The 25,247-nt window shown below is 70.8% G+C and carries 23 protein-coding genes and 2 tRNA genes; 7 read left to right on the top strand and 18 right to left on the bottom strand.

Annotation, left to right across the window (positions count from 1 at the left end):
• Positions 1-31 precede the first annotated feature (31 nt).
• On the top strand, positions 32-1,015 hold the full coding sequence (locus POL25_RS23185) for a M28 family peptidase (protein WP_272088324.1): 984 nt from the start codon (positions 32-34) through the stop codon (positions 1,013-1,015).
• Positions 1,016-1,037: 22 nt separating this feature from the next.
• Here the strand turns inward: POL25_RS23185 and POL25_RS23180 are convergent, their stop codons facing one another.
• The 6 genes from POL25_RS23180 to POL25_RS44485 form a co-directional block, all read right to left on the bottom strand.
• A complete protein-coding gene (locus POL25_RS23180; protein WP_272088323.1) occupies positions 1,038-2,033 on the bottom strand; it encodes a hypothetical protein in 996 nt (331 codons plus the stop codon).
• A gap of 176 nt (positions 2,034-2,209) precedes the next feature.
• Positions 2,210-2,282: transfer RNA gene (locus tag POL25_RS23175), tRNA-Lys, on the bottom strand.
• Between the two features lie 43 nt (positions 2,283-2,325).
• Positions 2,326-2,398 (bottom strand) — tRNA-Glu (locus POL25_RS23170).
• Between the two features lie 99 nt (positions 2,399-2,497).
• The gene (locus POL25_RS23165; RefSeq protein ID WP_272088322.1) at positions 2,498-3,298 is read right to left on the bottom strand and encodes a hypothetical protein; all 801 of its coding nucleotides are present in this window, start codon (positions 3,296-3,298) and stop codon (positions 2,498-2,500) included.
• Between the two features lie 408 nt (positions 3,299-3,706).
• The gene (locus tag POL25_RS23160; RefSeq protein WP_272088321.1) at positions 3,707-4,459 is read right to left on the bottom strand and encodes a hypothetical protein; all 753 of its coding nucleotides are present in this window, start codon (positions 4,457-4,459) and stop codon (positions 3,707-3,709) included.
• A 321-nt stretch (positions 4,460-4,780) separates the two neighbouring features.
• Positions 4,781-5,422 (bottom strand): RNA methyltransferase, encoded by a 642-nt coding sequence (locus POL25_RS44485; protein WP_272088320.1) that lies wholly within the window; start codon positions 5,420-5,422, stop codon positions 4,781-4,783.
• Positions 5,423-5,473: 51 nt separating this feature from the next.
• Here POL25_RS44485 and POL25_RS44480 point away from each other — a divergent pair, with 51 nt between their 5' ends.
• The 5 genes from POL25_RS44480 to POL25_RS23130 all read left to right on the top strand — a co-directional run bounded on the left by POL25_RS44480 (position 5,474) and on the right by POL25_RS23130 (position 11,600).
• Positions 5,474-5,845 carry a hypothetical protein gene (locus POL25_RS44480; protein ID WP_272088319.1) on the top strand — a complete coding sequence of 124 codons (372 nt, stop codon included), beginning with the start codon at positions 5,474-5,476 and terminating at the stop codon, positions 5,843-5,845.
• A 58-nt stretch (positions 5,846-5,903) separates the two neighbouring features.
• Positions 5,904-8,039 (top strand): NAD(P)-binding protein, encoded by a 2,136-nt coding sequence (locus POL25_RS23145; protein ID WP_272088318.1) that lies wholly within the window; start codon positions 5,904-5,906, stop codon positions 8,037-8,039.
• 179 nt (positions 8,040-8,218) lie between these two features.
• Complete coding sequence (locus tag POL25_RS23140; protein WP_272088317.1) at positions 8,219-8,896, top strand: hypothetical protein; 678 nt, start codon at positions 8,219-8,221, stop codon at positions 8,894-8,896.
• A gap of 93 nt (positions 8,897-8,989) precedes the next feature.
• A complete protein-coding gene (locus POL25_RS23135) occupies positions 8,990-10,396 on the top strand; it encodes a pyridoxal-phosphate dependent enzyme (RefSeq protein WP_272088316.1) in 1,407 nt (468 codons plus the stop codon).
• A 19-nt stretch (positions 10,397-10,415) separates the two neighbouring features.
• Positions 10,416-11,600: a cystathionine gamma-synthase gene (locus POL25_RS23130; RefSeq protein ID WP_272088315.1), complete on the top strand. Its 1,185-nt coding sequence runs from the start codon at positions 10,416-10,418 to the stop codon at positions 11,598-11,600.
• A gap of 102 nt (positions 11,601-11,702) precedes the next feature.
• Here the strand turns inward: POL25_RS23130 and POL25_RS23125 are convergent, their stop codons facing one another.
• The 3 genes from POL25_RS23125 to POL25_RS23115 all read right to left on the bottom strand — a co-directional run bounded on the left by POL25_RS23125 (position 11,703) and on the right by POL25_RS23115 (position 13,652).
• Positions 11,703-12,215 (bottom strand): DUF2505 domain-containing protein, encoded by a 513-nt coding sequence (locus POL25_RS23125; RefSeq protein WP_272088314.1) that lies wholly within the window; start codon positions 12,213-12,215, stop codon positions 11,703-11,705.
• A gap of 288 nt (positions 12,216-12,503) precedes the next feature.
• Positions 12,504-12,923, bottom strand: a complete 420-nt coding sequence (locus POL25_RS23120) for a hypothetical protein (protein ID WP_272088313.1) — start codon at positions 12,921-12,923, stop codon at positions 12,504-12,506.
• A gap of 36 nt (positions 12,924-12,959) precedes the next feature.
• Positions 12,960-13,652, bottom strand: a complete 693-nt coding sequence (locus POL25_RS23115; protein ID WP_272088312.1) for an OmpA family protein — start codon at positions 13,650-13,652, stop codon at positions 12,960-12,962.
• Between the two features lie 343 nt (positions 13,653-13,995).
• Here POL25_RS23115 and POL25_RS23110 point away from each other — a divergent pair, with 343 nt between their 5' ends.
• Complete coding sequence (locus tag POL25_RS23110; protein ID WP_272088311.1) at positions 13,996-14,796, top strand: hypothetical protein; 801 nt, start codon at positions 13,996-13,998, stop codon at positions 14,794-14,796.
• Positions 14,797-14,812: 16 nt separating this feature from the next.
• Here POL25_RS23110 and POL25_RS23105 read toward each other — a convergent pair whose 3' ends face one another.
• The 9 genes from POL25_RS23105 to POL25_RS23065 form a co-directional block, all read right to left on the bottom strand.
• Positions 14,813-15,418, bottom strand: coding sequence for a hypothetical protein (locus POL25_RS23105; RefSeq protein ID WP_272088309.1), 606 nt, complete (start codon positions 15,416-15,418; stop codon positions 14,813-14,815).
• A gap of 7 nt (positions 15,419-15,425) precedes the next feature.
• A complete protein-coding gene (locus POL25_RS23100) occupies positions 15,426-15,983 on the bottom strand; it encodes an NINE protein (protein ID WP_272088308.1) in 558 nt (185 codons plus the stop codon).
• Complete coding sequence (locus tag POL25_RS23095) at positions 15,980-16,606, bottom strand: hypothetical protein (RefSeq protein ID WP_272088307.1); 627 nt, start codon at positions 16,604-16,606, stop codon at positions 15,980-15,982. Before POL25_RS23095 ends, POL25_RS23100 begins: the two co-directional genes overlap by 4 nt.
• Positions 16,607-16,630: 24 nt before the next feature.
• Positions 16,631-19,054: a penicillin-binding protein 1A gene (locus POL25_RS23090; RefSeq protein WP_272088306.1), complete on the bottom strand. Its 2,424-nt coding sequence runs from the start codon at positions 19,052-19,054 to the stop codon at positions 16,631-16,633.
• Positions 19,055-19,292: 238 nt separating this feature from the next.
• Positions 19,293-20,735 (bottom strand): hypothetical protein, encoded by a 1,443-nt coding sequence (locus tag POL25_RS23085; RefSeq protein ID WP_272088304.1) that lies wholly within the window; start codon positions 20,733-20,735, stop codon positions 19,293-19,295.
• Positions 20,736-20,770: 35 nt separating this feature from the next.
• Positions 20,771-23,167 carry a biosynthetic peptidoglycan transglycosylase gene (locus tag POL25_RS23080; protein ID WP_272088303.1) on the bottom strand — a complete coding sequence of 799 codons (2,397 nt, stop codon included), beginning with the start codon at positions 23,165-23,167 and terminating at the stop codon, positions 20,771-20,773.
• A 139-nt stretch (positions 23,168-23,306) separates the two neighbouring features.
• Positions 23,307-23,813, bottom strand: coding sequence for a hypothetical protein (locus POL25_RS23075; RefSeq protein ID WP_272088302.1), 507 nt, complete (start codon positions 23,811-23,813; stop codon positions 23,307-23,309).
• Entirely contained in the window at positions 23,813-24,457 is a 645-nt protein-coding gene (locus POL25_RS23070) for an anti-sigma factor family protein (protein ID WP_272088301.1), read from the bottom strand. The genes POL25_RS23075 and POL25_RS23070 overlap by 1 nt, the downstream gene beginning before the upstream one ends.
• On the bottom strand, positions 24,454-25,119 hold the full coding sequence (locus POL25_RS23065; RefSeq protein ID WP_272088300.1) for an RNA polymerase sigma factor: 666 nt from the start codon (positions 25,117-25,119) through the stop codon (positions 24,454-24,456). Before POL25_RS23065 ends, POL25_RS23070 begins: the two co-directional genes overlap by 4 nt.
• Between the last annotated feature and the right edge of the window lie 128 nt (positions 25,120-25,247).

The following is a 25,247-nucleotide window of genomic DNA, read 5'->3' as shown; positions in this document are numbered from 1 at the left end:
CCGCCGCCGCAGGGCATGCCAGGGGCCAGGTATGCCCGCTCGCAGCGTCCTCGCGCTCGCCGCCCTCCTCGTGGCCTGCGGCCGTCCTCCGGGCGCGTCGGCCTCCGGCCTGGCCGCCAGCGGCGACACCGGCGAGCCGTTCTCCGGCGCGGCCGCGCTCGCGCGCGTCGACCTCCTCCTCGACCGCTACCCGCGAGCTCTCGGCGACGCGCGGCGCGCGGGAGCCATCGAGGCCCTCGCCGCGGACCTGCAGACGGCGGGCGCGACGGTGATCGATCGCCTCGACCATCGCGGCGCCGATCCACAGACCGGCGTCAGCTTCGCCATGACCACGCTGCTCGGCCACGTGCGCCCCGACGCGCCACGCCGGTTCATCCTCGCCACCCACTTCGACACCCGCCCGTGGGCCGAGTCCGACCCCGATCCCGCGCGCCGCGAGCAGCCGATCGTCGGCGCCAACGACGGCACCAGCGGCCTCGCCGTCGTGCTCGAGCTCGTGCCCCTGCTCGTCCGCCAGCTCCCGCCCGACGTCGGCGTCACCGTCATCCTGTTCGACGGCGAGGAGCTCGGCCGCCCCGACGTCGGCCCGTACCTCGCCGGCTCGCGCGCGCTGGCCACGGAGGTCCTCCAGGGTCGCTTCCCCCAGGTCGCTCGCGCGGAGTTCGGCGTCGTCCTCGACATGGTCGGCGACCGCGATCTGCGGGTCCAGCCCGACCTCGCCAGCCTGGCCCAGCACCCGGCCCTCATCGACCGGATCTGGTCGATCGGACAGGCGCACGGCTTCACGGCCTTCGACGCCGCCCCGCTGGCCGTGCCGCTGCTCGATGACCACGTCCCGCTCGACGAGGCCGGCGTGCCCTCGATCCTGCTCATCGACTACGACTACCCGGCCTGGCACACCCACGCCGACACCCGCGACAAGCTCGACGCCCGCAGCCTCGGTGCTGTCGGCGAGACCCTGCGCCTCGCCCTGCTCGACCTCGCCGCCCGCCCGCTCCCCAGCCCCCGCAGCTGAGGCACAGCGCTCGCCGCCTCCCTCAGCGGCTCCGGCCGTTCACGCAGCTCGCGTGTGCCCCGGTGCAGTCGGCCGAGCACAGCCCGAGGTTCTCGCCGCAGTCGAGCTTGCAGGTCTCGCGGTCCGTCTCGACCTTCTGCTTGCCGCACCCGCGTTCGCACTGCGCCTGCACCTTCGAGCACGCCCCCTCGCAGGTCGAGCGCGCCGCCTCGCACGAGCCTGCCGCGGCCGTCCCCATCGACACGGGTCGCGGCGGGCTCGGCGTCCCGGTCGGCGTCGCCGTCACCTTCACCGGGGAAGGTCGCGGCGCCGTCATCACCGTCGGCGCTGGTGCGGCCGCGAACCACACCGCCGGCACCGCATCGAGCGCCACGTCGACCACGCTCGCCGAGTTCTCGCAGGTCAGGCGGCAGGTCGCCTGGTCGGTCGCGCTCAACGGGACCGGTCCCTTGCGACATGTCTCGAGGCACATGGCCAAAAAGCTAGACGATCCCACGCCGAGGCTCGGCGGCGCGTACGTCCCGGTCGGCACCGCGATCGGCCCGCTCGCCGGCAGCGCCGTGGTCCCGCTCGTCACCGGCGTCGGCCGCGCGGACGGCCCGGCAGGTTCGGCGATCTGATCGCACTCGAGCCGACACGTCGCCCGGTCGTCGGCCGAAAGCGTGCGGTCGGCCGCGCACTCCGCCTTGCACGCCGCCCGGCCGGAGAGCGCCGGCGCCGGCGTCATCGTCGGCCCTGGCCGCGGCGTCGGCGTCGTCGGGCCCGGCGCCGACGAGGGCTTCGCGCCCGTCTTCGACTGCGCCGCGATCTGCGAGCGGATAAGCTCCGGATCCGTCGCCGCGTCCTGCTCGCAATCGAGGCGACATGTCGCGCGGTTCGTGTCCGACAGCCGCGCGCGGTCGCACCGGCTCAGGCAGGTCGACAGCGCATCGGCGGGGGCCGCCGCGGCCAGCGACCCCCCCAGGCCCATGGCGACGGCGAAGCTGACGGCGACAGTCGGGCCGCGTGCGATCCACATGGCGAAACCTCCGGGGGCGAGCCCGACGCCACCATAACAGAAGATCCCCTGCCAGCCAGTTTCCGGGGCGTCTGCGCGGCCTGAGCCCGGCCTGAACGCGCGCAAGACCATCCGCGCCGAGACCGTCGCAGGCCTCGGCCCGGAGGGCCTTCCGGCCCGAGAGGGCCGGGAGCGAATGAGCCCGGTCGGGATCGAACCGACGACCCACGGATTAAAAGTCCGTTGCTCTACCGACTGAGCTACGGGCCCAGGACCCTTGAGCGAGCTCAAGGGCCCAGCCGCGCGCGAGAGACGACCCTGACGGGATTCGAACCCGTGTTGGTGGCGTGAAAGGCCACTGTCCTAGGCCTCTGGACGACAGGGTCACAGCGCCACGCGCGGCTGGGACTTGCGGCTTTTACTCGACTGTGACGCGACCCGCAAGCGCCTCGTGACGGCGAGGACGTGCGTTAGCCCCGCCGCTGCTATTTGGCCTTCACGGCCTTCGCGTCCTTCGCGGGCTTCGCCGGCTTGGCGCCCGCCGGCTCGGCCGAGAGACCGCCCGACGTCGGCGGCGGCGCGGCGCTCACCTGCGCCTCGGCCGGCGACGCGACCATGCGCGGCTTCACCAGCAGCGACTTGCCGCTCGCCACCAGCACCGGCTTCAGCGCGTCCCAGTGGGCCGGGTCGGTCTCGTAGAGCGCGAAGTAACCGTACTTGTCGTTGGCGTCGCGCAGCACGAACCACCCGCGCACCGCCGGCGCGCCAGTGGCCGCGTCGGCCGGCACCGTGTACGCGCCGGTGTACGTCTTGCCGCGCGTCCCCTCGTCGTCCCACGTCGCCGCGCCCTTGGCGATCCCCCGCAGCTCGAGCACCTGGTCGCGCACTGCCGCCGGGGCCGCGTTCGGATACTCGAAGAAGCCGACCGCCGCGTACGCCACCGGCTGCCCGCAATTCGTCGCCTGGTCGGGCGCGACCGCCTGGGCGTAGAACGGGTTCTGCTCCGCCAGCTCGACGCCCTTCGGCAAACGCACCAGGATTCGCGTGCCGAACAGCGCGGTCGGAGCGTCGGCCAGCGCCGGCTGACACGGCGGCGGCCCGGCCGGTGCAGCCCCGCCCCCGCCGGCCTCGCCTCCGCCCTCGTCGACCCGCCGCGCCGGCTTGCCCTGAGGACCTGTCCCGGAGGACATGGTCCCCGAGCCAGAACTGGCGCTGGCGCTCACGGCACAGCCGACGAGCGGAGCCCACGCGAGCGCGAGAGCGAGAGACAGAGCGACGCGCGACATCGAGATCTCCTTGGCGTGCCGGGCCCGCGGCCCGACGTGGCGCGATCAGACCTCGTGCCGCCCGCGAAGTCAATCGCGCCCGACGGCGACGATCCTCGATCCACGACGGCCGAGCCCGCCACCAACCTCGTCAAGTCCCAGACCTCGCACGTCCTGCGGCGGCAGAAGCTCGCGCCTCCGGTGCCGCTCGCAGCGGTCGCTGGTGCTGCGTCCGCCTCGCGCCTCCCCGCGTCACTCGCAGCCGCGCCCGCGAAACCTCGCAGCTCCCCGTGTCACTCCCGGCCGCCGCTCGTCCTGCGTCCGCAGAGCACTCTGCCCCGTCACTCGCATGCGCGTGCCGCCAAAAAGCAAGCGGCCCCGCGCCGAAGCCCGGAGCCGCGAGGAGCGCGTCGAGGGGACGCGTTCAGCTCACTTGCCCTTCTTCTTGCCAGACGGTGCTGGCGTGGGGGCCGGCGCCGGCGCGATGTTCGGCCCGATGCGGAGGCGGTTGCCCGACTCCTGGAAGGTCTTGGCCAGCGCGTTCCAGGCGTTCGGATGCGTCTCGAGCGCGTACCAGAACGTGAAGCCGGCCTTCTCCTTGAGCACGAACCAGCCCTTGATCGGCGGGTTGCCCTTGGCGTCCTCGGGGATCGAGTACGAGCCCGAGTAATCGCGGCCCTTCTCGGTCTCCTCGGTCCAGGTGACCTCGTTCGGCGGCACGCCGCGCGCGGCCTGGATCGTCTCGTCGCGGACCTGCTTGACGGTCTTGGTCGCGTCGGCCTGGAAGTAGCCGAGCGCGCCGAAGCTGATCACGCCGTCGCACGTCGACACGGTGTCCTTGGTGGAGATGCGGGCGAAGAACGGGTTCTCTTCGACCAGCTCCATCCCCTTCGGGAGCCGCAGGATCACGTTGTCGGCGAACACGGCCTTGGGCGTGTCGCCCACTTCGGCGTCGCAAACCTTCTGCGAGACGTCGGAGTCGCCGCCGCCCGCATCACCGCCGGCCTCACCAGCGGACTCACCACCACCCGCATCACCGCCGCCGGAATCACCACCTCCGGCGGACGCACCGCCGGCGCCGGTCTCGCCCGGGGGCGTCGTGCCGTCGGGGGTCTTCTTGCCACAGCCAGCCACCGCCAGACCGAGCACCAGGACAGGAACAGCCAGAGTTCGAAGCAGCATCACGTTTCGGGTTCTCCTCTGAGAGGCCGGCACGGTAACACAACTCCAGCCCCGGCGCCTCGTCCCCGGTAGGTCACGCACGAGCGACGACTTCGATGTGGCGGATCCGCACACGCCGCGAAAGACCCGTCGGCCATGAATTCTCGCCCATCTGGCGGCAACGTCTCCTGCCCGGGACGCGCGGCCTTCCGGCTCTCATGGCCGATCGCACCTGTCCGATCGCACAGGCGGCGGCGGCAGCACCGCCTTTCGATCACGCCAGTTCGCCGCACCGCCCACACCCGCGAGATTGCGCTGGCGCACGATCTCGCGGCGCGAACATCAGTCGGTCCCTGTCCCAAAGCGCAGGCTGTAGAGCGCCACGCCGAACGCCACGCCGACGTTGAGCGAGCCCTTGATCCCGAGCATCGGCAGCGCCAGCACGCGCTCGCAGCGGGCCAGGATCCGCGGGTCCACCCCCGACACCTCGTGGCCGACCACCAACACGATCGGCGCGTCGCCGGGTTCGCGCAGCGCCTCGAACCACGGCGTCGCTCGCGGTCCGCCCTCGAGCGCCCACAAGCGATGGCCCGCGTCGCACAGCCACGCCGCCGCCGCCGCGCCGTCGCGATGGAGCGTCCACGGCACGGTCTTCTCCGCGCCGAGGGCGGTCTTCGCCATCGCCGGGTGATCGGGCGTCGGCGTGAACCCGGTCAGGTGCATGTGCTCGACCCCGGCCCCGTCGGCGGTGCGGAACATCGAGCCGACGTTCTTCAGGCTGCGGACGTTGTCGAGCAGCGCGTGCACCTTCGGCCCGCTCGCTCGCGCCGGCGCGCGCGCCTCGTGGCTCTCGTACGGTTCGGGGTCGACGGCCGTCGGTCCGCCGCAGTGCGGACACGACTCGCCGAGCGAGCTGCCTTCGGCCACCGGGAAGCGGAGGCGGCAGCTCGCGCGCTCGCATTGACGGGCGATGAAGCGGGTCACCGGGCGCAAGGGTAGCAGCCCTGGCTTGCGACCTGCTAATGTGTCGCGCGCGTGCCCTACCGCGACGATCGTGAGGCGCTGCTCCTGCAGCTCGCCGCGCTCGAGCAAGAAAACGAGCGACTGCAGCGCGAGCTCGCCGACGCCGACGCGCGCGCCCGCGGCGTGGCCGACGACACCCGCGAGCGCCGCCGCTCCGGCGCCCACAAGACCTGCGTCATGTGCGGCGGCGTCACCCTGCTGCCGGTCGCCATCTTCGCCGGCCACGACACCCGCGCCCCCTTGCCGCTGCACATGAGCACCCTGCGGTTCACCTCGCCGACCGGCGGCTTCACCCACTCCGCGCCGGTGCATTCGCTCGCCTGCTCGACCTGCGGCTTCCTCCACAACTTCATCGACATGACCCATCGAGCGGCCGGGGGCTGAACATCCGGGGAGGATCCGTCCGGGCGCAACCGAGCTACCATCGCCGACCTCTGCAGCCATGTCCGCCGGTCCTCCGCCTCGTCCCCGCAAGCTCGCCGTGTTCGGCGGCGGGCTCGGCTCGCTCAGCGCCGTGTTCGCGCTGACCGAGCTGCCCGACTGGCGCGAGCGCTACGACATCACCGTCTACCAGATCGGCTGGCGCCTCGGCGGCAAGGCCCGCAGCGGCCGCAACCTCCGCGCGCACGCCCGCAGCGAGGCGCTCGGTCACCACGTGTGGTTCGGCTGGTACGACAACGCCTTCGCCCTGGCGCGCCGCGTCTACGCCGAGACGCGACGGGCTCCGGGCGCGCCGCTCGCCACCTTCAAAGAGGCCTTCAAGCCGTGCGACACCCTGCTCCTCGGGACAGGTGATCGCTCCAGCCGCGCGCCGCCGTGGAAGATGCACCTGCCGCGCGCCGACAACCTGCCCGGCGACGGCGCGCCGCAGCCGAGCGTGTGGCACTTCGCCCAGACCTTGTTGCTGTGGGCCATCGACTGCATCCCGCGCCTACATCCGCAGTTCGCCACCTGGTCCGCGATCGTCCCGCGCTGGCCCGATTCATCGCGCGCGCTGTGGCCGGCGCTGATGCGCCGCGCGAGCGGCCAGGGCGTGCGCGCCTACGACGGCTTCGACCCGCAGAGCCCCGACTACGACGCCCTGCTCCGCCGCGCCGCCGCGGCCGCCCACGACGAGGACGCGCCGCAGACCTCGCGTCAGCGCCGCGCCTGGGCCCAGCCGCTGACCCACTGCGGCGAGCACAGCCTGCGCACGCTCGTCGGCCTCGGCGCGCGCGACAGTCACCCGCAGTTCACCACCATGGTCGACCTGGCGCTCGCCATCGTCCGCGGGATCCTGCACGACGGCCTCGATCGCGCCGGCTTCTCCGCGATCGACGATCAAGACCTGCGCGACTGGCTGCGCCGCCACGGCGCCGCCGAGGCGTCGCTGGCCAGCAGCGTGGTCGTCGGCCTGTACGCCGACCACATGTCCTATGAGTCGGGTGACGTCGCGCGCCCCGTCGCCGCCGCCGGCGCCATGCTGCGGGCCGCCCTGCGCCGCTACCTCGCCTTCTCCGGCGCCCTCTACTACACCCCCGCCGCCGGCCTCGGCGAGGTCCTGTTCGCCCCGCTCTACCGCCTCCTGCGCGACCGCGGCGTCGCCTTCCGCTTCTTCCACAAGCTCAAGCGCCTGTGCCCCGCGCCTGACGGCGCGACCGTGTCCGCCGCGATCGTCGGCCGCCAGATCGAGCTCGCCCCGGGCGTCGAAGAGTACGAGCCGCTCCTCAAGGTCAAGGGCCTGCCGTGCTGGCCGAGCCGCCCGCTCTACTCGCAGATCGTCCTCGGCGACGACCCCGTGATCCAGGCCATCGACTTCGAGGCCACCGAGTCGCCCGAGGTCGAGGAGGTCGCCCTGCGCGCCGGCGTCGACTTCGACGACATCATCCTCGCCATCCCGCCGCCCGCGCTCGGCGGCGTCGCGCGCGAGCTCGCCGCTCGTGACCCGCGCTGGGGCGAGCTGCTCGATCGCACCCACTCGATCGCCGCCATGGGCGCGCAGCTGTGGCTCTCGCCGACCTGGGCCCAGCTCCTCGGCGCGCCCGCCCCCGCCGGCGCCGGCGAGCTGCCGGGCACTGAACTGCCGCGGTGGTTCAACCTCTCGACCGCCGCGCCCTACGAAGGTTGGCCGCGCGAGCACTGGCCCGGCGCGATCGCGTCGCTCAGCGGGCCGCGCCCCGATCGCGCCGCCGACGGCAGCCGCGAGCCCGTGCGCGACATCGCCGAGACCTGGCTCAAGAGCCATCCGCGCGCCCTGTGGCCCGAGGCCACGCTCGCCGGCGCCGACGAGTTCAACTGGGAGCTGCTCCTCGATCCGCAGGGCCGCGCCGGCGAGCACCGCCTCGCCGCCCAGCACTGCTGGTCGACCCAAAACGCCAGCGACCGCCAGATCGTCACCCTCCCCGGCGATCCGCGGCACCGCCTCGCCGCCGGCGACAGCGGCTTTCGCAACCTCTGGCTCGCCGGCGACTGGGTCGGCGGCGGCATCGAGCTCGCCTGCGCCGAGGGGGCCGTCATCACCGGGCTCCAGGCCGCCCGCGCGCTCAGCGGCGAAGCGATCGTCATTCACGGCGAGCGCGATGGCGTCGACCTCGAGTGACGCCCGACGCCTCACCCCCACGAATCCGGCCCCCGCGGCCCGCGGCCCCGGTTGGCCGCCATCCCGGCGATCCGTGCCCACGCGCCGCCGATCGCCCGTGCGCACCGTCCGTGCCCCGGCACGGACCGCGATCGGTCGAACCCTTTACACCTCGCCGCGCTCGGTTGATCCTGACGGCCGTGCGCTGTCTTTCCGTCCTGGTCGCGCTCGCGCTCGCGCTGCCGACCGTCGCGGCTGCCGCTCCCGCGCGCAGCGTCGGCGAAGAGGGTCTTACCGATCCGCGCAAGCGCGAGCTGCCGGCGCGGCATCGCCTGCGGATCGCCATCGTCGCCGACTGGGTGCGCGCCAGCCAGGCGTGCGACGACAGCCCGATGCGGTGCCAGCGCTTCCACTTCGCGCCGCTGCTCCTCGACGTCGCCTATCAGCTGCAGTTCTTGAAGTACGCCATGTTTCGGCCGAGCCTCGGCATCGGCTACAACGTCGGCAATTCGCGCAACGCGATGCCGGCGATCTTGCAGCCGAGCCTGTTCGCCGGCTATCAGGGCAAGCTGTTCGGCGCCGCCGCCGGCTGGAGCTTCATCTTCCCGTTCCCGACCGTGGCCAACCAGGACGACGGTCGCCTGGGGCTGGCCCAGCCGGCGCTGTGGGGCAACCACGCGCTGCAGCTCGAGCTCTCGCTGACCAGCCGGCTCGACCGCGGCGCGCTCAACTTCGGCCTGCGCGTCGGCGGCATGAAGACGCACCTCATCCACCTCAACCTCGACCTCAAGCGCTGGTACCCGATCGTCACCTTCAGCCTCGGTTGGTATTTCGAGGTCGGCAAGCGGAGGAAACAGCGCGCGGCCGCATCACCGTGAGCAAGGCCACGCGCACCGCCGCGCCTGCGCTCGCCACCTGACGCAAACCCCCGTATCTTCGTCGCGCGCGCGCGACGACGCCGCGGAGGGTTCATGAGCAACAATACGTCCCGGCCCGAGCGGGCGCTGATGAAGGGCGCCCGGGCCGACGTCACCGCCGCGATTGGCCACACACCGATCGTCCGTCTCAACCACGTCACCGAGGGACTCACGTCCGAGGTCTACGTCAAGCTCGAGATGTTGAATCCGGCTGGTTCGATGAAGGACCGCGTGGCGCTCAACATCATCCGCGACGCCGAGACGCGCGGCATGTTGCAGCCCGGCGGCACCATCATCGAGGCCACCAGCGGCAACACCGGCGCCGGCCTGGCGATGATCGCCTCCACGCGCGGCTACAAGTGCATCTTCGTCATGCCCGACAAGATGTCGCGCGAGAAGATCGACAACCTCAAGTCGTACGGCGCCAAGGTCGTGCTGTGCCCCACGGCGGTCGACCCCTCCGACCCGCGCAGCTACTACTCGGTCTCGCGGCGGATCGTCGAGGAGACGCCGGGGGCGTTCTACGCCAACCAGTACCACAACCCCGCCAACCCCGAGGCGCACTACCTCAGCACCGCACCCGAGATGTGGGAGCAGACCGGCGGCGAGTTCGACGTGTTCGTCTCGGGCATGGGCACCGGCGGCACGCTGTCGGGCTGCGGCCGCTACTTCAAGGAGAAGAACCCGGCGATCAAGATCGTCGGCGTCGATCCGGTCGGCTCGCTCTACTACGAGTACGTCAAGACCGGCCGCCTCACCAAGCCCTTCAGCTACTACGTGGAGGGCATCGGCGAGGACTTCCTGCCGTCGACGATGAACCTCAACATCCTCGACGAGATCGTCCAGGTCGACGACAAGGAGTGCTTCATCATGACGCGCGACCTCGTGCGTCGCGAGGGCATCTCGGTCGGCGGCTCGGGCGGCGCGGCGGTGCTCGGCGCCATCAAGTACGCCCGCACCCTCAAGCAGCCCAAGCGTCTGCTGGTCCTGCTGCCCGACAGCAGCACCAAGTACCTCAGCAAGATCTTCAACGACGACTGGATGCGCCAGAACGGCTTCCTCGACGAGGACGAGGCCAGCGGCTACGTCGCCCACATCCTCAAGCGCAAGCCCGCGCGCACGATCACCGCCTCCCGCGACACCTCCGTGCGCGTGGCGATCCAGACGCTCAAGGAGAACAGCATCAGCCAGCTGCCGGTCCTCGACGAGCACGGCCGCCACTGCGGCATCGTCAGCGAGCTCGATCTCCTCAACTTCCTCGTCCGCAGCGAGGGCCGCCTCGACGAGCCGCTGGCCGACCTCGTCAACAGCGACTACGCCACCGTCACCCCGCACACCCGCATCCAGCTGCTGCGCAGCATCTTCAACGACGCCAAGGTCGTGCTGGTCACCGAGGGCGACCGCCTGCTCGGTCTCCTCACCAAGATCGACCTCATCGACTACCTCGCCTCGCAGCAGTAGCCCCAAGGGACATCTCCGCATGGCTGTCTACGACCCCGCCTCCGATCACGTGCCCGCCGGCGCCCGCTTCGAGACCCTGGCCATCCACGGCGGCCAGCACCCCGAGCCCGTCACCGGCGCGGTGATGCCTCCCATCTTCCAGACCTCGACCTACGCCCAGCGCAGCCCCGGCGAGCACAGCGGCTTCGAGTACAGCCGCACTCACAACCCGACCCGCTACGCGCTCGAGCGCGCGATCGCGTCGCTCGAGGGCGGCCACTACGGCCTCGCGTTCGCCTCCGGCCTGGCGGCCACCAACACCGTCCTGCAGCTGCTCAGCGCCGGCGACCACGTGGTCGCCGGCGACGACATGTACGGCGGCACCTTCCGCCTGTTCGACAAGGTCCTGCAGCGCCAGGGCCTGCGCTTCAGCTACGCCGACCCGACCGACCCCAACACCTTCGCCGCCGCGATCACCCCGCAGACGAAGCTGGCGTGGCTCGAGACCCCGACCAACCCGATGCTCAAGCTCGGCGACGTCGCCGCGATCGCGGCGATCTGCCGGGCCAAGGGCGTGCTGCTCGCGGTCGACAACACCTTCCTCTCGCCGGCCTTCCAGCGCCCGCTCGAGCTCGGCGCCGACATCGTCGTCCACAGCACCACCAAGTACATCGGCGGCCACTCGGACACCGTCGGCGGCGCCGTCGTCTGCCGCGACGCCGGCCTCTACGACCGCCTCGCCTTCTTGCAGAACGCCGTCGGCGCGGTCCCCAGCCCGCACGACTGCTTCCTCACCCTGCGCGGCCTCAAGACCCTCGCGCTGCGCATGGAGCGGCACGCCAGCAACGCCGCCACCGTCGCCGCCCACCTCGAGCGCCACCCGAAGGTCGAGCGCGTCATCTACCCCGGCCTCGAGAGTCACCCGCAGCACGCCCTCGCGCGCCAGCAGATGCGCGGCTTCGGCGGCATGATCTCGATCTACCTCAAAGGCGACCTCGAGGCCGCCCGCCGCTTCCTCCAGACCGTCCGCGTGTTCACCCTCGCGGAGAGCCTCGGCGGCGTCGAGAGCCTGATCGAGCACCCCGCGATCATGACCCACGCGTCTGTCCCGAAGGACACCCGCGACCGCCTCGGCATCGCTGACGGCTTCGTCCGCATCAGCGTCGGCGTCGAACACGTCGACGACCTGATCACCGACCTCGACACCGCCCTCGCGACCGTCTGAACGCCGCGAGCGACCGGCTCTGCGCGCACGGCTCGTCGGTCCTCCGACGAGCCGTTCGCTTTTGTCGGCGTCATCAGCCGGCTGTCCCTCGGGACAGCTCGCTCAGCTCGCCGGGTGCGCCTTCAAGTAGTCGCGGGTGAAGGCGAAGTTCTCGGCCATGCTCTTCTCGATCTCCCCGAGCAGGTACGCCTCGAGCTTGCCGCCGACGAGGGGGATCCGCGCATCGCAGTGACCCCGCCACACGCGGCGCAGCTGGCCGCCGGGCGTCGTGTCCCAGGTGTACTCGCCGCCGTAGTCGACCAGGTTACCGATCACCGGGACCTGGATCGTCACGCTGTAGCGGCGCAGCGCCGCGTTGAACTCGCCGGTCTCGGTCACGGTCGACGTGCCCTGGAACAGCCGCTTGAGCGCCCCCGGCAGCTCGCGGTCGGCCGCCAGCTGCAGCTTGCGGCGCACGATCAGGGTCGGTCCTTCGCCCTCGCGCTGCAGGTCGCGCCGGACCACCGCGAGCCGCAGGCGCTCGTAGAGCCCGCGGGCGTAGTCCTCGTCGAAGAAGAACACCTCCCACAGGCGCTCGGGAGAACAGTCGAACACGTGCTCGATGGTGTGCCGCACGGCCGCGAGTGTAGGCCGCGGACCACCACCCCGACAACGCCACCTGCCCTCCGTGACGCAGCTCCTCGCTACGTCGTCGGACTCGCCGCCCTCGCCGACCCGCCGCGACGTGCCCAGGGATAAACACGGCGCGTCGGAAACGTATCCTCCGCCAGCGAGCCCCGGCATACCCGTTCGCACCCGGGCTCCATCAACGCAACGAGCGTCCGCCGACCGCACAGGCGAGGCCTGCGCGGCGGGGACGCTCTCCAACCGTGCTCCTGACGGCGCGTGGCCGCCCGGGCGCGATTAGCTGTTCGGCGTGGCCTCTTCTTCGACCGGCGCCGCGGGCTCGTTGGCGCGGAACTTCCAGCTGAAGGTCGCCTGGCCGTCGCGCTGGTCGACCGGGTCGAGGATCAGCCCGTCGACCGCATCGACGATGCACCGGCTCAGCGAGCCGGGCGCCTTGGTGCGCTCCTTGTCGGCGGCCACATTGATGATCTTCCCGGTCTTCTTCTCGACCGTGAAGTTGACCACGACCTCGCCGTCGACCTTCGGGTCGGTGGTGAGGGCCACGTCGTAGCAGTCCTTGATCGCCTTGTTACGGGTCTCGAGGAGGCTGCGGGTGTCGTTCTTGTACGTCTCGGCGTCACGGGCGACGCAGCTGCATCCCGGCAGGACCGCGGACGCAGCGACGAACAGAAGGCTCAACATCGTGCTCTTGGGCATCACGGACTCCTTAACTTCGCAAACTCGCGGTGTGACTCACTTGGCGGGCGCGGGCGGCGGCGGCGGGCCTGCGTCCTCGGTCTTGGTCTTCTCATCGATGACCGTCTTCTCACCCGACTCGGGGTCGATCGCCACGCGCTTGCGGGTCACGTCCTGCTCGACGATGTTGAACTCCACGCGACGGTTGTTCTCCTTGCCCTCCTCCGTCGATTCGTCGGACAGCGGCTTCTTCTCGCCGAAGCCCTTGGCGGAGAACATCTCCTTGGGGAGCCCGCCCTTCTTGACGAAGTACTCCATCACGGCCTTGGCGCGCTTGTCCGACAGCTTGAGGTTGTAGCTGTCGCTGCCCTCGCTCGAGGTGTGCCCCTCGATCGCGATCTTCTTGATGTGGGGGTTCTCCTTGATGACGGAGATGATCTCGGTCATCAGGCCGTCCGACTCGGGGCGGATGGTCGCCTTGTTGAAGTCGAACTCGATCTTCTCGTTGATCTTGATCCGGTTCTCCTCCACCACGACGCGCTTCGGCTTCTCCTGCACGACCTTCGGCTTGGGGGGCGGCGGCGGCGGATCACCGACAACGGACAGGGCGGACGCGTCTTCGAAGATCGTCGGGCCACAGGCCGCGAGCTGGGCGGTCGCCGTGAACGCGAACGAGGCGACGAGCGCGAACTTCAGGCCCGAAGAGACTGGGCGGAAGTTCCCGCGATGGGGGTTGTGAGCGAAAATCATGAGGGTCTCCCGATCGATGGGTAGCGAAAGAACCGCCCAATCCGGGCTTTTAGGCCGTCCGGGCGTCTTCGCGGGGGCATTTTGAACACATGTCACGGCGGGTGCAACGAAATGACTCGCCCCGCTCCTGAGCCCCGAGTAGCCTTGTCGCATGCGCGCGCTCCGGAGGCCCCCCTCGTTCGGCCTCGCTTTCCTCGTCATCGCCCTCCCGGCCTCCGTCGGGGCTGCCCCTGCCGTGGCGCCTGTCCAGCGGCCCACGAACACGGTTTCAGGAACGACGGCGCCAGCCCCCGTCGCCGTCGAACCGGGCCCCGCAACTCCCGCACCGACCGAGGGAGTCCCGGTGCCGCCAGCGGACGTTGGCGCGACTTCGCCCCAACCCACGACAGACGCCTCCCCAGCCGATCCCGTTCCGGCGCCAGTCGCGCAACCGGACGTCTCCGCCGACCCCGGGGCGACTCAGGGTCCGGGCCTGGCCGAGTCGCTGCTCGGGCCGTCGGTCAATCAGCACCCGGCGAAGCGGCCCGGCAAGCCGGTGCTGACCGAGGCCGAGGCGGCGGCCGCCGAGGACGCCGCGGTCGCGGCCGTGTACCGCGAGATGTTCCGCCCCAAGCACAACCCGGGCCGGTTCCACATCCTCGCCCGCGCCCAGTACAGCATCGGCAGCAGCTTCGGCAACACCAGCCTGTCCGGAAGGACAGGTGGTGCCCAGGTCGACCTCGGCCAGAGCTTCAACTTCATCGGCTACGCGCTGACCCTGCGCGGCGAGGGCGGCACGATCGACTTCGGCCCCACCGGACGCAGCCAGATGACCGGCCTGCTCGGCGGCGGTCCGACGCTGACGCTCGGCCGGCTCGGCTTCCTGCAGCGCGGTTACCTCGACTTCCGCGTCGGCTACGACTTCTTCTTCGCCCCCACGCGCGAGCGCCTGCTCGAAGGCGGCGTCGAGCGCCTGCCCGCGATGCTGCCCCACGGCCCGCGCGCCCAGCTCAACCTGGGCCTTTTGCTCAGCCCCGACCGCTCGCGCAAGCTGTTCCACGGCGTCGGCCTCGGCCTCGGCTACCAGGTCCTCGTCGGCTCGTTCCGCGGCGATCTCCCGCCGTCGCAGTTCCTGCAGTTCGCCCTTCACTACTCGGGCGGCTGATCGCGCCGGCCGAGGCTCAGCGGTACAGCCCGGCCCGGGTCGCCCGCGACAGCCCGCCCTCGAAGCGGTCGAGGCCCGCGCGCACGTGCATCACCACTTGCTCGATCCGCGCCGACTCCTTGCGGGCGACCGCGCTCGTGCGGCGGAACGCGTCGCGGCCTTCGAGGGCGCCGCGGACCGGCACCACCGACAGCCCGAGCCACATCAGCGTCTCCTGGTCGGCCTCGGACAGCCCATCGACCATCCCCAGCCAGTCCCACACGCCGCGGCGGGCGTTGACCAGCGCCACGTCGACCTCCTCCAGCCGATCGAGGTCCGAGCCGTCGCCGACGTCGACCCGCGCCAGCCACGGGTTGCGATCGGCGGCCTGCCACGCGCGCACCGCCTGCAGCGGCTCCTCCAGGACCGTGCGCAGCATTCGGGTCTCGTCGAACAGGCGGGCCAGCCCGGGCGAGAGGTGGGCGCTCGGGACCCTCGGCAGCTCCGGCGCCTCGGCCAGCGCCCGCAGCTCGCGCTCGAGGTTGGCGCGCTGGCGCCGGGCCTCGACCAGCGAACCGATCGGGCGTCGCAGCGACACCCCGATCATCAGCACGAACACGCAGTAGACGACGACGCCGAGCACGGGCCCGTCACATGTGCTGCAGCACGCGGGCCTTCTGCTGCGCGAACTCCTCGTCGGTGAGCAGCCCCGCGACGCGCAGCTCGTTGAGCTTCTCGATGCGGGCGATCAACTCGTCGACGGCCGCGGCGCTGCGCGCCGGCGTCTCCTGTCCCGAAGGACCTGTCCCTGCGGACATCTGCCCCGGCGGCTGGGTCCCGGGCGGATACACGCCCGGGTAGATGTTCGCCGGGTACGGGTAGCCCGCCTGCGGATGTCCGGGCTGCGGGTAGCCGTGCGGGTAGTGCGAGTGGCTCGGCGGGTAGTAGGCCGGCCCCGGCGGCAGCATGTTGACGACCACGGGCGCGCCGGTCAGCGCGTTGTTGCCGTTGTAGCGCCGGTTGAACTCGTCGCGGTCCATCAGCGCCAGGATGATGAACTCGAAGAACGCGATGATCGCCGGGATCAGCGTCCACGCGAACGCCAGGTAGACGATGCCCGCGCCGACTTGCCCGAGGTAGAACTTGTGCGCTCCCCAGCCGCCGAACAGCGGGAAGGCCAGGATCGACGCGATGTTCTTGTCCTTCATCCTTGCCCCTTCCCCTCGCCCACTTGGGCCTGCCGCTCCGCCAGCGTGGGAGATCCCAGCACGGCATCATGGTTGTCTGCCAAGGTGTACACCCACTCTCCGGTGTCGAGGCTGAGGTCCTCGACGACCTCACCCTGCTCTTTCATGTGCACCAGCGTCGACACCAGCGCCACCTGCGTCCATTTGAGCTCACTCTTGATGCGCTCGAAGGTCATCGGCCCGACGCCGCGCAGGATCGCCCGGACGCGCCGGCTGCGCTCGGCGATCAGCGACGGATCGACGCGGGCGGGCGATGCCGCGGGACCGAATGAGCCCGCCGAGCTCGCACGCTTGGCGAACGCCAGCACGGCCAGCCCGGCCCCGGCCGAGAACAACAGGTTGGTCAACACGAGGCCGAGCACCGAGAACGGGAACAGCCCGAGAGTCACCGCGCCGAGAGCCATGCACGCCGCGCCGCTGCCGAGCAGCACGCTCCACGGGGCGGCCACGCCGGTGCCGCTGCGCGTCGCCAGGGCGGTCGTCAGCGGCACGGGCGCGACCTGAGGCGCCACCCCTACCCCCGCCTGGACGATCTGGACCCGGCCGTGCTCGACGACCAGGTCGACGACCTTCTGCCCGCTCATGCTCCCTACAGTAGCATCAAGCCATCAACCTGGGTCGTCATGCACGCTGGGGAGCCCGTTCTTGGGCTCCTCGGGCGCCGGCGCCTCGGCGGGGGGCGCGGCGTCGGCGTGCTCGTCGCCGTCCCCGTACAGATCGAGGACCACGTCGCCGGTCGGCAGGGCCGCGGGCTCCGCGGTCTCGATCGGCTCGGTGCCGGCGATGAAGAACTCCTCGAGCACGTCCTCGGACTTGGCGTCGGCGGGCGCGAGCAGACCCGTACGGCGGTCGATCGTGCGCACCTGCACCGACGCCGGCGGCACGAACGGCAGCGGCGGCTGGTCGGCCTCGGCGGCCTTCATCGCCGTGATCCAGATCGGCAGCGCCGCCTTGCCGCCGGTCTCGCCCTTGCCGATCTTCTTCGGCACGTCGAAGCCGACCCACGCGACCGCGACGTGGCGCGGCGTGTAACCCGCGTACCACGCGTCGCGGTGCTCGGCCGAGGTCCCCGTCTTGCCGGCCGACGGCCGCCCCAGCGCGCGCGCGGCCTTGGCCGTACCCTCCTCGACCACGCTCGTCATCATCGACGTCAGGACGAACACGATGTCGTCGCGCAGCGCCTGCTGCGGCGCGCGCTCGGGCACCCACGCCGCCTCGCCCGGGATCTCGATCTTACGGATCACCGTCGGCTCGAGGTGCGAGCCGCCGCGCGCGAGCGTGAGGTAGCCGGACAGCACGTCGATCGGGGTCAGCTCGCTGACGCCGAGCGCGAGCGCGAGGTTGCTCGCCAGCTCGCCGCGGATCCCCGCCGCCCGCGCGAACGTGTGCACCGCCTCGAAGCCGATCGCGTCGAGCAGCTTGATAGCGATCGTGTTGACCGAGTGCGTCAGCGCCACGCGCAGGCGGATGTCGCCGCGGTACTCGTCGGCCTCGAAGTTGGTCGGCCGCCACTTCTCGTAGATCTCCGGCGAGTCGTTGACGATCGTCGCCGCGGTGTACTTTTCGCTCGCCAACGCCGCGCCGTACACGAACGGCTTGAACGACGAGCCCGGCTGGCGCTTGGCCGCCGACGCGCGGTTGAAATCGCCGCGCTGGTAGTCCTCGCCGCCGATCATCGCCAACACTTCGCCGGTGTCGACCGCCGCGACCACCACCGCCGCCTGCGGCCCCGACCCGATCTCGCCGCGCGCCGGCTGCTCCGCGGTCGGCAGCGTCACGATGCGCACCATCGCCACCCCGGAGGCCGGAAACTGCTCGTCGGTCGAGAGCTTCGGATCGTCGTAGCGCGAGCCCTCGGGGACCTTCACCAGCACGCGGTGGTCGCCGATCAACACCACGAACGAGTCCGCCGGCGTGCTCGCCTCACGCGGCTGGATCAGCCCCGGCAGCACCGCCCCGACCTGCAGCGGCCCCTTGCCCTTCTCGAGCACCTTCGCCTGCTGCTTCTCCGGCGTCGGCTTGATCTTGTGGCCGTAGCCCTGGCGGCGATCGAGCGCGACCAGCCCCTCCATCAGCCCCGCGTGGGCCTGCGCTTGCAGCTTGAGATCGACGGTGGTCGTCACCGTCGCGCCGAGGCGATCGAGACGCTCCTGCCCGTACATCGCCACCAGCCGCTCGCGCGCCGCGTCGACGAACTCCTGCGCCCCGGCGACCACCACCGCGTCCTGCGTCTGCGGGCTCAGCTCGAGCGGACCCTGAATGAACTTGTCGGCCTCGATCGGCTGGACCCACCCGTGCCGCACCATCTGCTGCAACACATAGATCTGGCGGTCCTTCGAGCGCTGCGGATCCTTGAGCGGCGACGACTTGCCGGGCGCTTTCGGCAGCGACGCCAGCAGCGCCGCCTGACCGACGTTGATGTCGCGGACGCTCTTGCCGAAATAGAAGCGGCTGGCCTCCTCGATGCCGTAGCGGCCGTGGCCGAAGTAAATCTCGTTGAGGTACAGCTCGAGGATCTCGCGCTTGCTCAGCGCGCGCTCGAGCCGGCGCGCGAGCAGGATCTCCTGGATCTTGCGCTCGAAGGTCCGCTCCGGCGACAGCAGGAAGTTCTTCACCACCTGCTGCGTGATCGTCGAAGCGCCCTGGCGGATCTCGCCGGCCTCGATGTTGCTCAGCATGGCGCGCACCATGCCGACGTAGTCCATGCCCTCGTGGTTGTAGAAATCGCCGTCCTCGGCCGCGAGGAAGGCGTTCTCGACGTGGGCCGGGATGTCCTCGTAGCCGACCAGCGTGCGCCGCTCGCTGAAGATCTCGCCGATGACCACGCCGTCGCGCGCGACGATCCGCGTGACCTGCGGCGGCCGATAGTCGCGGATCGCGGCGACATCGATGCCCTCGATCCCGCGACCGTAGTACCAGAACACACCGGCCACCGTGCCTGCCCCGAGGACCATGCCGGTCCCCGCCAGGCCGAGGCACCACAGCCCGATCTTTCGCAGGCGCGAGCGACCTGTCCGCGGCGCTTCGTTCACGACGTGAACCCCCCGCCGCTCTTTACTCCTGGGCCGTGCTGCCTGATTCCGATCATCGCGCTCGGCATGGTTCCAATCACGGCGTGCGCCGCCCTGTCAATCTCCTGGCGGTTTCGCGGCCGCCGCGGCCTCGTGCGGCCGTCGGCGTCAGGCCCGCCGACCCCCTGACGCTCGCCGCCCCCGCCGGGCGTGGGCGAGTACCTGTCTGAAGGGTCAGTCACGAAGGGACATGTCATGATCACCAGCCGAACTTGCCCGCGACCCCGAGCAGCATGAGCCCGCCGCCGCCGACGAACCCGCCGGCAGGCTGACGCGCCGCGGCCGACTCTCCGGGCGCGCGACGGACCTGATACTGGAAGCCCGCCTGGGCGAACACGTCGAGCCAGCGCAGCACCGGGACGTTGAGGTCGAAGCGCGCCAGAGTGCCCGCGGGATCGATGATGTCGAACCCGAGCTTGCCCCGGTGCGCGTGCAGCAGCGACAGCTGCACCACCTCGAGATCGATGCCGAGCCGGGTCTCCCAGGTGTGCCCGAGCGGGCCCGGCCGGTAGCGATAACCGGTCTCGAAGAAGGCGCCGTCGTCGTGCGCGAAGCGGATCCCGCCGTACCCGCCGACGCCGCTCAGGTCGTTCTGAAGCACGAAGCTGTACTTCGGCAGCGCGGTGGTCGCGAAGTCCGGCGGCAGGTCGCCGGGGTACGCGACGAACTGCGCCTGCATGCGCTGCATCGTATAGAAGACGTCGAAGTAGGTCGGATCGTAGCCGCGATCGCCGACGGTCAGCTCGGCGACCACGCCGAGCCGCGCCCGCCGGCGACGACCGAGGATGAACTCGGTGTCGATCCCGAGGTGCATGCCCTTGCCGAGCCCGGGCATGAGGTTGAGATCGATGTACGGCGTGACGAGGAACCGCCAGCGATCGGTCCAGCGGTAGCTGAGGTCGAGGCCCATCGCCATCGCCCCGAGCGATCCGTCGGTCTGCAAGCGATTCTTGTTGTCGACCGTCAGGGCGTCGCCGCGGCCGTCCCACGGCACCAGAGTGCGCGGAGCGTACGGATCGCCGAACACCGAGAAGCCGAGCGCCGCGCCAGCCCAGTCGGCCGCGATGCGTGTGCCGAAGATCTGCTGCGCCGCGAGGTCACCGGCCACGAACGCGATCTCGGCGCCCGCGGCGTGCCCGAGCAGGAGACCCTCGATACGCGCGTCGAGGTCGAGCCCGCTGCGACGCCGATCGAGGTCGAGGCTGTTGGCGTAGCCGCGGACCATGCTGCCGTGGCCGACCTGCACGCGCTGGAGGTCGCCGACGCGCAGATCGACGAGCACCCGGCCCTCGCGGCCGAACACATAGTCGCCGCTGTACTGCAGCTGCTGCAGGATCGCCAGGTAGTCGCCCGCCTCGTCCCACTCGGTGTTGCGAACCACCGGCCCCTGCTCCGGGTCGCGGTCGTACATGCGGAGGCGGACCGGCGCACCGAGCCGGAGCTGCACCGGCGCGATGTCGCGGAGATCGAGGCCGAACGACGGCTCCGCGCTGAAGATCGGGTCCTCGGCGACGAACCCGAAGCCCGCGCCGAAGCGGATGTCGCCGTGGACCTTGCGCACCTGGTACTCGGGCGGACGCGGGCTGGCGTCGGCCTCGATCAGCACTTCCTGGGCCGACGCACGAGATGTCCCAAGGGACATGCCCACAAAGACAGCGAGACCGAGAGCGCGACGGATCATGGCTGTCGTCTCACCGGGCGCGCGGGCTCGCCCTCGTCCAGGCCGCCGATGACCTCGAGCGTGGCCTCCTCGAAGCCCGCCCGCGGGCCGCGCGGCTTCGGCTTGCCGCCGGTCGCATCGGCCAGCGGCTCGGCGTCGAGCGACAGGTCGACGATGTCCTGACCGTCGTCGAGCAACCCCGTCAGCGAGCGCTGCTGTGCCGACGCCGCCAGCAGGCGGTCGACCTCGGCCATGCACTCGCGCTTGCTCGTCAGCTCGGTCGCGTCGAACGTCACCCCCTCGTCCTTCCACTGCTCGAACGTCTCGGGGTCGAGGCGCCCGCGCCCGTGCATGATCGCCAGCAGCCGCTTGAGCTTGGCCTGAAACGCCGGCGAAGGGGCGCCCTCGCAGTAGTGGACGTGGCGACGCACCGGGCTCGGGAGCATCAACGCCAGGTAGGCCGCCTCGGGCGGCGTCAGATCGAGCGGCGCCTTGGCGAAGTAGTGCGAGGCCGCGCGGGTGATGCCGTACACCCCGGGCCCGAACTCGATCACGTTGAGGTAGAGCTCCATGATCCGGTTCTTCGTCAGCGATTGCTCGACGTACCAGGTCAGGAACACCTCCTGCATCTTGCGCGAGAGCGTGCGCTCGTGGCTGAGCAGCACGTTCTTGACCATCTGCATGGTGATCGTCGACGCCCCGAGGCGGACCCGCCCGGCCTCGAGGTTGCTGCGCAGCGCGGCCCGGAACTGCGAGGTGATGAAGCCCTTGTGCCTCCAGAACCCGCCGTCTTCGGTCGTCGTCACCGCCGCCAGCACGTACGGCGAGATCTGGTCGAGCGGCGTGTAGTCGGTCGAGCCCTCACTGACGTCGACCGAGCGCTCGGTGCCGTCGCGCATCGCCACGCGGTGCACCAGCGGCCCGTTGAGCCGCGTCGCCGACACCAGCGGCGGGACCTTGACCGGCTTGCACGTCTCCGGCTTGAGCTTGGCCGTCAGCACCAGCGCCTCGAGATCGCGGAAGTCGACATCGGCGTTGATCTCGAACTCGAAGTCACCCTTGAGCTCGAAGCCCTGCAGACTCGGGATGAGCTCGGCCGGGATCGCGCCGAGGAACTCCTGGCAGCGGACCTTCGGCATCGTCAAATCGGCCCGGTAGTGGCGCGCGGCCGGATCGTCGGCGTGCACGAACTCGCCGGCCAGCGTCAGCTTCACCGGACCGCGCTGCAGCGTCGCCTGCTCGATCTTCACCACGCGCTCACGCGGGTCCACGTCGGCCTTGAGGCCGAGCGAGAACCCCAGGCCACGGACCGGCTGCCGCGCGAGCAACGGGTGGTCGACGTTGAGCCCCGCGATCTCGAGGTCGCCGACGACGTTGGCCTTGCCCTCGGCGAACGCCACCTTGAGATCGCCGCCGACCGTCGCCGACTCCGACTCGATCACGGGCAGGCGCGCGAGCACGTCGGGGACGCGCCCGAGCTTGAACGCCTCCATGTCGAGATTGATGGTGCCGTCGGAGAGATCGCGGGCCACGTCGCCCTCGAGCGCCCACAGCGGGGCCGCGGCGTCGTGCTCCTCGTCCCCCGTCACCTCGTCGGAGAAGCCGCCCGCGAGGTCGAGCGCCACCCGGCTGACCGACGCGTCGGCCAGCGTCACAGTGCCGCGGATCTCCGCCACCGCGATCTGCGGGGTGATCGCCGTGGCCGCGCGATCGACCGTCAAGGTCAGCGGGAACGCACCGGCTGTCCCTTGCGACAGATCGAGCCTGGTCGTCAGCGCGACCGCTCGCAGCGTCCGCTCGTCGACCGCGGCCTCGACCCCGGCGAGCTCCAGCGAAGCTGTCCGCTCGGCCAGCCGCGCCTCGATCGCCGCCACCCCGCGCAGCGTCAGCGAGCGGCCGCCGAACTCGTCCTGCAGATCGATCTGCAGCCGCTCCAGGCTGGCCTTCGGCGGCACCAGCTTGACCCGACCCTCGCCGTCCTCGCGGCGCTGCGACAGGCGCGCGCGCAGGTCCCGGGCGTACTCGCGGAGCGTGCCGCCGTCGCCCGTGAGGCGCCCGCCGAAGGCCTTCACGCGGTCGACGACGATCTGCCCGGACCACAGCTTGTCGCGCTCGAGGCCGACTTCGATGCGGTCGATCACTAGCGACGCCTCGGGCCCGAACTTCAGCTCCACGCCCTCGACGACCACGCTGTCGAAATCGACGAGGTCGAGCCTGGCGATCGTGACCGGGACCCCGGCGATCCTCTGCAGGCGTGCGTGCGCCTGCTCCTGCACCCACTCGTCGCCCCATCGCGGGAACGTGGCGACCGCGACCGCGAGCCCGCCGAGGAGCAACACGCCGAGCGAGCCGCCGATCAGGGCGACGCGGCGCCAGCGGGGCCTCGGGCTCTTCGTGGGCTCAGGGGTGGTCATGGCCGAACGCGCCGGGGGCGGCGAAAAGGCGGCTCAGAGTACCGCCCGCCCGCGCTCCGAGCAAACGAGCGGACGCCGCGGAGCGCGGTGACGCCCCGCGATGGAGGCGGACTCGCGCGGTCACGCGGCGTCGGTCGCGTCAGCTCGGCTGCTTGCCACACTGGAGGGCGAAGAAGATCTTGCCCTCGAGGTGGCGCACGCCGCCGACCAGCAGCAGGCCGTTGTCGTCGATCGCGTAGTCGGTGTCGACGAGCGGCGCGTCGCGGCCGGGCGCCAGCAGGTTGGCGTGCAGCTTGAGCTTGTTGTTGACCTCGCCGAGCAGGCTGAGCTTGAGCTGAAAGCCCGACTTGAGCGCCGCGAGGCCGGGCTTGTCGACGCCAAGGCGCAGCGCCTTGGTCTCGAGCAAGCGGAAGCCCTTGAAGGCCGCGAACGAGTCGTCGTGCAGCTGCTCCTCGAGGAACTTGAGGTCCGCGGGGATGGTGCCGTCGCCGTCCTTCTGGGCCAGGAACGCGGTGATCTTGCAGGCGACCGTCTTGACCTCGGCGTGCGCCACGTCCGGCAGGAGGTACGTGGTCCCGGCGACGCCGGGGAGCAGGACGGCAACGACGGTCGTGGCCAACAGCCGCTTCGTGATCGACTTGTACATCATAAGGAACGCTCACTGCTGCTAGGGTCGTCGTCGGAGATCCAGATCACCGTGGTCGTGTTGCGCTTGCCCTCGATCTCGCTGATGCGTCCCGACTTGACGCCCCAATCGATCCGCTGAATGTGCGCCGGTCCGCCGTTCGGCTCGGGCAACACGACGGCGCTCTCCTCGGGCGCCGGCTTCGAGCTGTCCGCAAGAACAGGTTGCTCGGCGACCGGCTTCGACGCGACCATCGGCGCCGTGTCCGCCGGAGCCTCGACGGCGCCGCGCCCGCTCCACAACACCACCACCACCGCGGCCACCGCCGCGACCGACGCCACCGGCACGAACACCGGGCGCAACGCGCCGCGCAGTCGCGCCCACAGCGAGGGCGGCGGCTCCGGCGCCTTCTGCAAACGAAGATCCCGGTCGAGGGTGCGCTCGATCTCGTCCCAGATCTGTTCGAACCGCGCCTCGGGCACCTTGGCGGCCTCGGCCTCGAATCCGGCGACCACGGCCCCCTGGAGCGCGCGCAGCCCGGCGAGGTAGGCGCTGGCCTGCGGGTTGGCCGAGAGCAGCCGCTCGACATCGGCGCGCTCCGGCGCTGAAAGCTCGCCGTCGAGGTAGGCGTTGAGTTGCTGCGGGTCGAAATGCGGCTCGGTCATGGCAGCATGGGTTGTGGTGCTGGGACGCGCTCAGCGTCGGAATCTTCATCGGCCCCGCCGGTCGGTCCGCTCGGCACGTAGCCCAGCCGTTCGGTGAGGAGGCGCTGCATGTTGCGCCGGGCGTGGAAGAGCCGGCTCATGATCGTGCCCTTCGAGCAGCCCATCGTGCGCGCCATCTCTTCGTACGACATGCCCTGGAGCTCGCGCATCACGATCACGGCGCGATGCTTGTCACTGAGGTGCTGGAGCCCGTCCTGCACCGCCTCCAGGATCTCTCGCCGCTGCACCAGGCTGGCGGGGTCGCCGAGCGGTGACGGCGGCACGAACGCCGTGTCGCCGTCGTCGTCGTGGCGCAGCCCGTCGTCGAACTCGAGCTCCTTGTGGCGCCGGTTCTTGCGGATGTGATCGATGCAGAGGTTGGTCACGATCCGGTACAGCCACGTATAAAAGCTCGAGTTGCCCTCGAAGTTGTGGAGGTACCGGTGGACCTTGATGAAGCTCTCCTGCACGACGTCGAGCGCGTCTTCCGGGTTGCGCAAGAACCCGTAGGCGATCGAGTAGACCTTGCGCTGGTAGCGCTGCGTCAGCAGGCGGAAGGCTTGCCGGTCGCCGTGGCGACACGCTTCGACCAGGGCTTGGTCGTCGGCTTCTGGAGGAACCACGTGAGCGTCCTTCTACGGGCGCGCGGCCGCACTATTCAGAGTGCGGCCTGCGCGCGGGGGAGTTGCCGGAGCGCCTGGCGGATCCGGACCGTGACGAAGTGGTTTAAGGGAGATATACCGAAGAGCGA

The sequence above is a fragment of the Nannocystis bainbridge genome (genome assembly GCF_028368995.1).
Lineage (GTDB): Bacteria > Myxococcota_A > Polyangia > Nannocystales > Nannocystaceae > Nannocystis > Nannocystis bainbridge.
This window is presented reverse-complemented; position numbering and strand designations above follow the sequence as displayed.

What these genes read in the sequence shown, in the direction of transcription:
- POL25_RS23185 (WP_272088324.1), top strand. Translation starts at nt 32, where the DNA reads ATGCCCGCTCGCAGCGTCCTCGCGCTCGCCGCCCTCCTCGTGGCCTGC.
- POL25_RS23180 (WP_272088323.1), bottom strand. Translation starts at nt 2,033, where the DNA reads ATGTGGATCGCACGCGGCCCGACTGTCGCCGTCAGCTTCGCCGTCGCC.
- POL25_RS23165 (WP_272088322.1), bottom strand. Translation starts at nt 3,298, where the DNA reads ATGTCGCGCGTCGCTCTGTCTCTCGCTCTCGCGCTCGCGTGGGCTCCG.
- POL25_RS23160 (WP_272088321.1), bottom strand. Translation starts at nt 4,459, where the DNA reads ATGCTGCTTCGAACTCTGGCTGTTCCTGTCCTGGTGCTCGGTCTGGCG.
- POL25_RS23145 (WP_272088318.1), top strand. Translation starts at nt 5,904, where the DNA reads ATGTCCGCCGGTCCTCCGCCTCGTCCCCGCAAGCTCGCCGTGTTCGGC.
- POL25_RS23135 (WP_272088316.1), top strand. Translation starts at nt 8,990, where the DNA reads ATGAGCAACAATACGTCCCGGCCCGAGCGGGCGCTGATGAAGGGCGCC.
- POL25_RS23130 (WP_272088315.1), top strand. Translation starts at nt 10,416, where the DNA reads ATGGCTGTCTACGACCCCGCCTCCGATCACGTGCCCGCCGGCGCCCGC.
- POL25_RS23120 (WP_272088313.1), bottom strand. Translation starts at nt 12,923, where the DNA reads ATGCCCAAGAGCACGATGTTGAGCCTTCTGTTCGTCGCTGCGTCCGCG.
- POL25_RS23115 (WP_272088312.1), bottom strand. Translation starts at nt 13,652, where the DNA reads ATGATTTTCGCTCACAACCCCCATCGCGGGAACTTCCGCCCAGTCTCT.
- POL25_RS23100 (WP_272088308.1), bottom strand. Translation starts at nt 15,983, where the DNA reads ATGAAGGACAAGAACATCGCGTCGATCCTGGCCTTCCCGCTGTTCGGC.
- POL25_RS23095 (WP_272088307.1), bottom strand. Translation starts at nt 16,606, where the DNA reads ATGAGCGGGCAGAAGGTCGTCGACCTGGTCGTCGAGCACGGCCGGGTC.
- POL25_RS23085 (WP_272088304.1), bottom strand. Translation starts at nt 20,735, where the DNA reads ATGTCCCTTGGGACATCTCGTGCGTCGGCCCAGGAAGTGCTGATCGAG.
- POL25_RS23080 (WP_272088303.1), bottom strand. Translation starts at nt 23,167, where the DNA reads ATGACCACCCCTGAGCCCACGAAGAGCCCGAGGCCCCGCTGGCGCCGC.
- POL25_RS23075 (WP_272088302.1), bottom strand. Translation starts at nt 23,813, where the DNA reads ATGTACAAGTCGATCACGAAGCGGCTGTTGGCCACGACCGTCGTTGCC.
- POL25_RS23070 (WP_272088301.1), bottom strand. Translation starts at nt 24,457, where the DNA reads ATGACCGAGCCGCATTTCGACCCGCAGCAACTCAACGCCTACCTCGAC.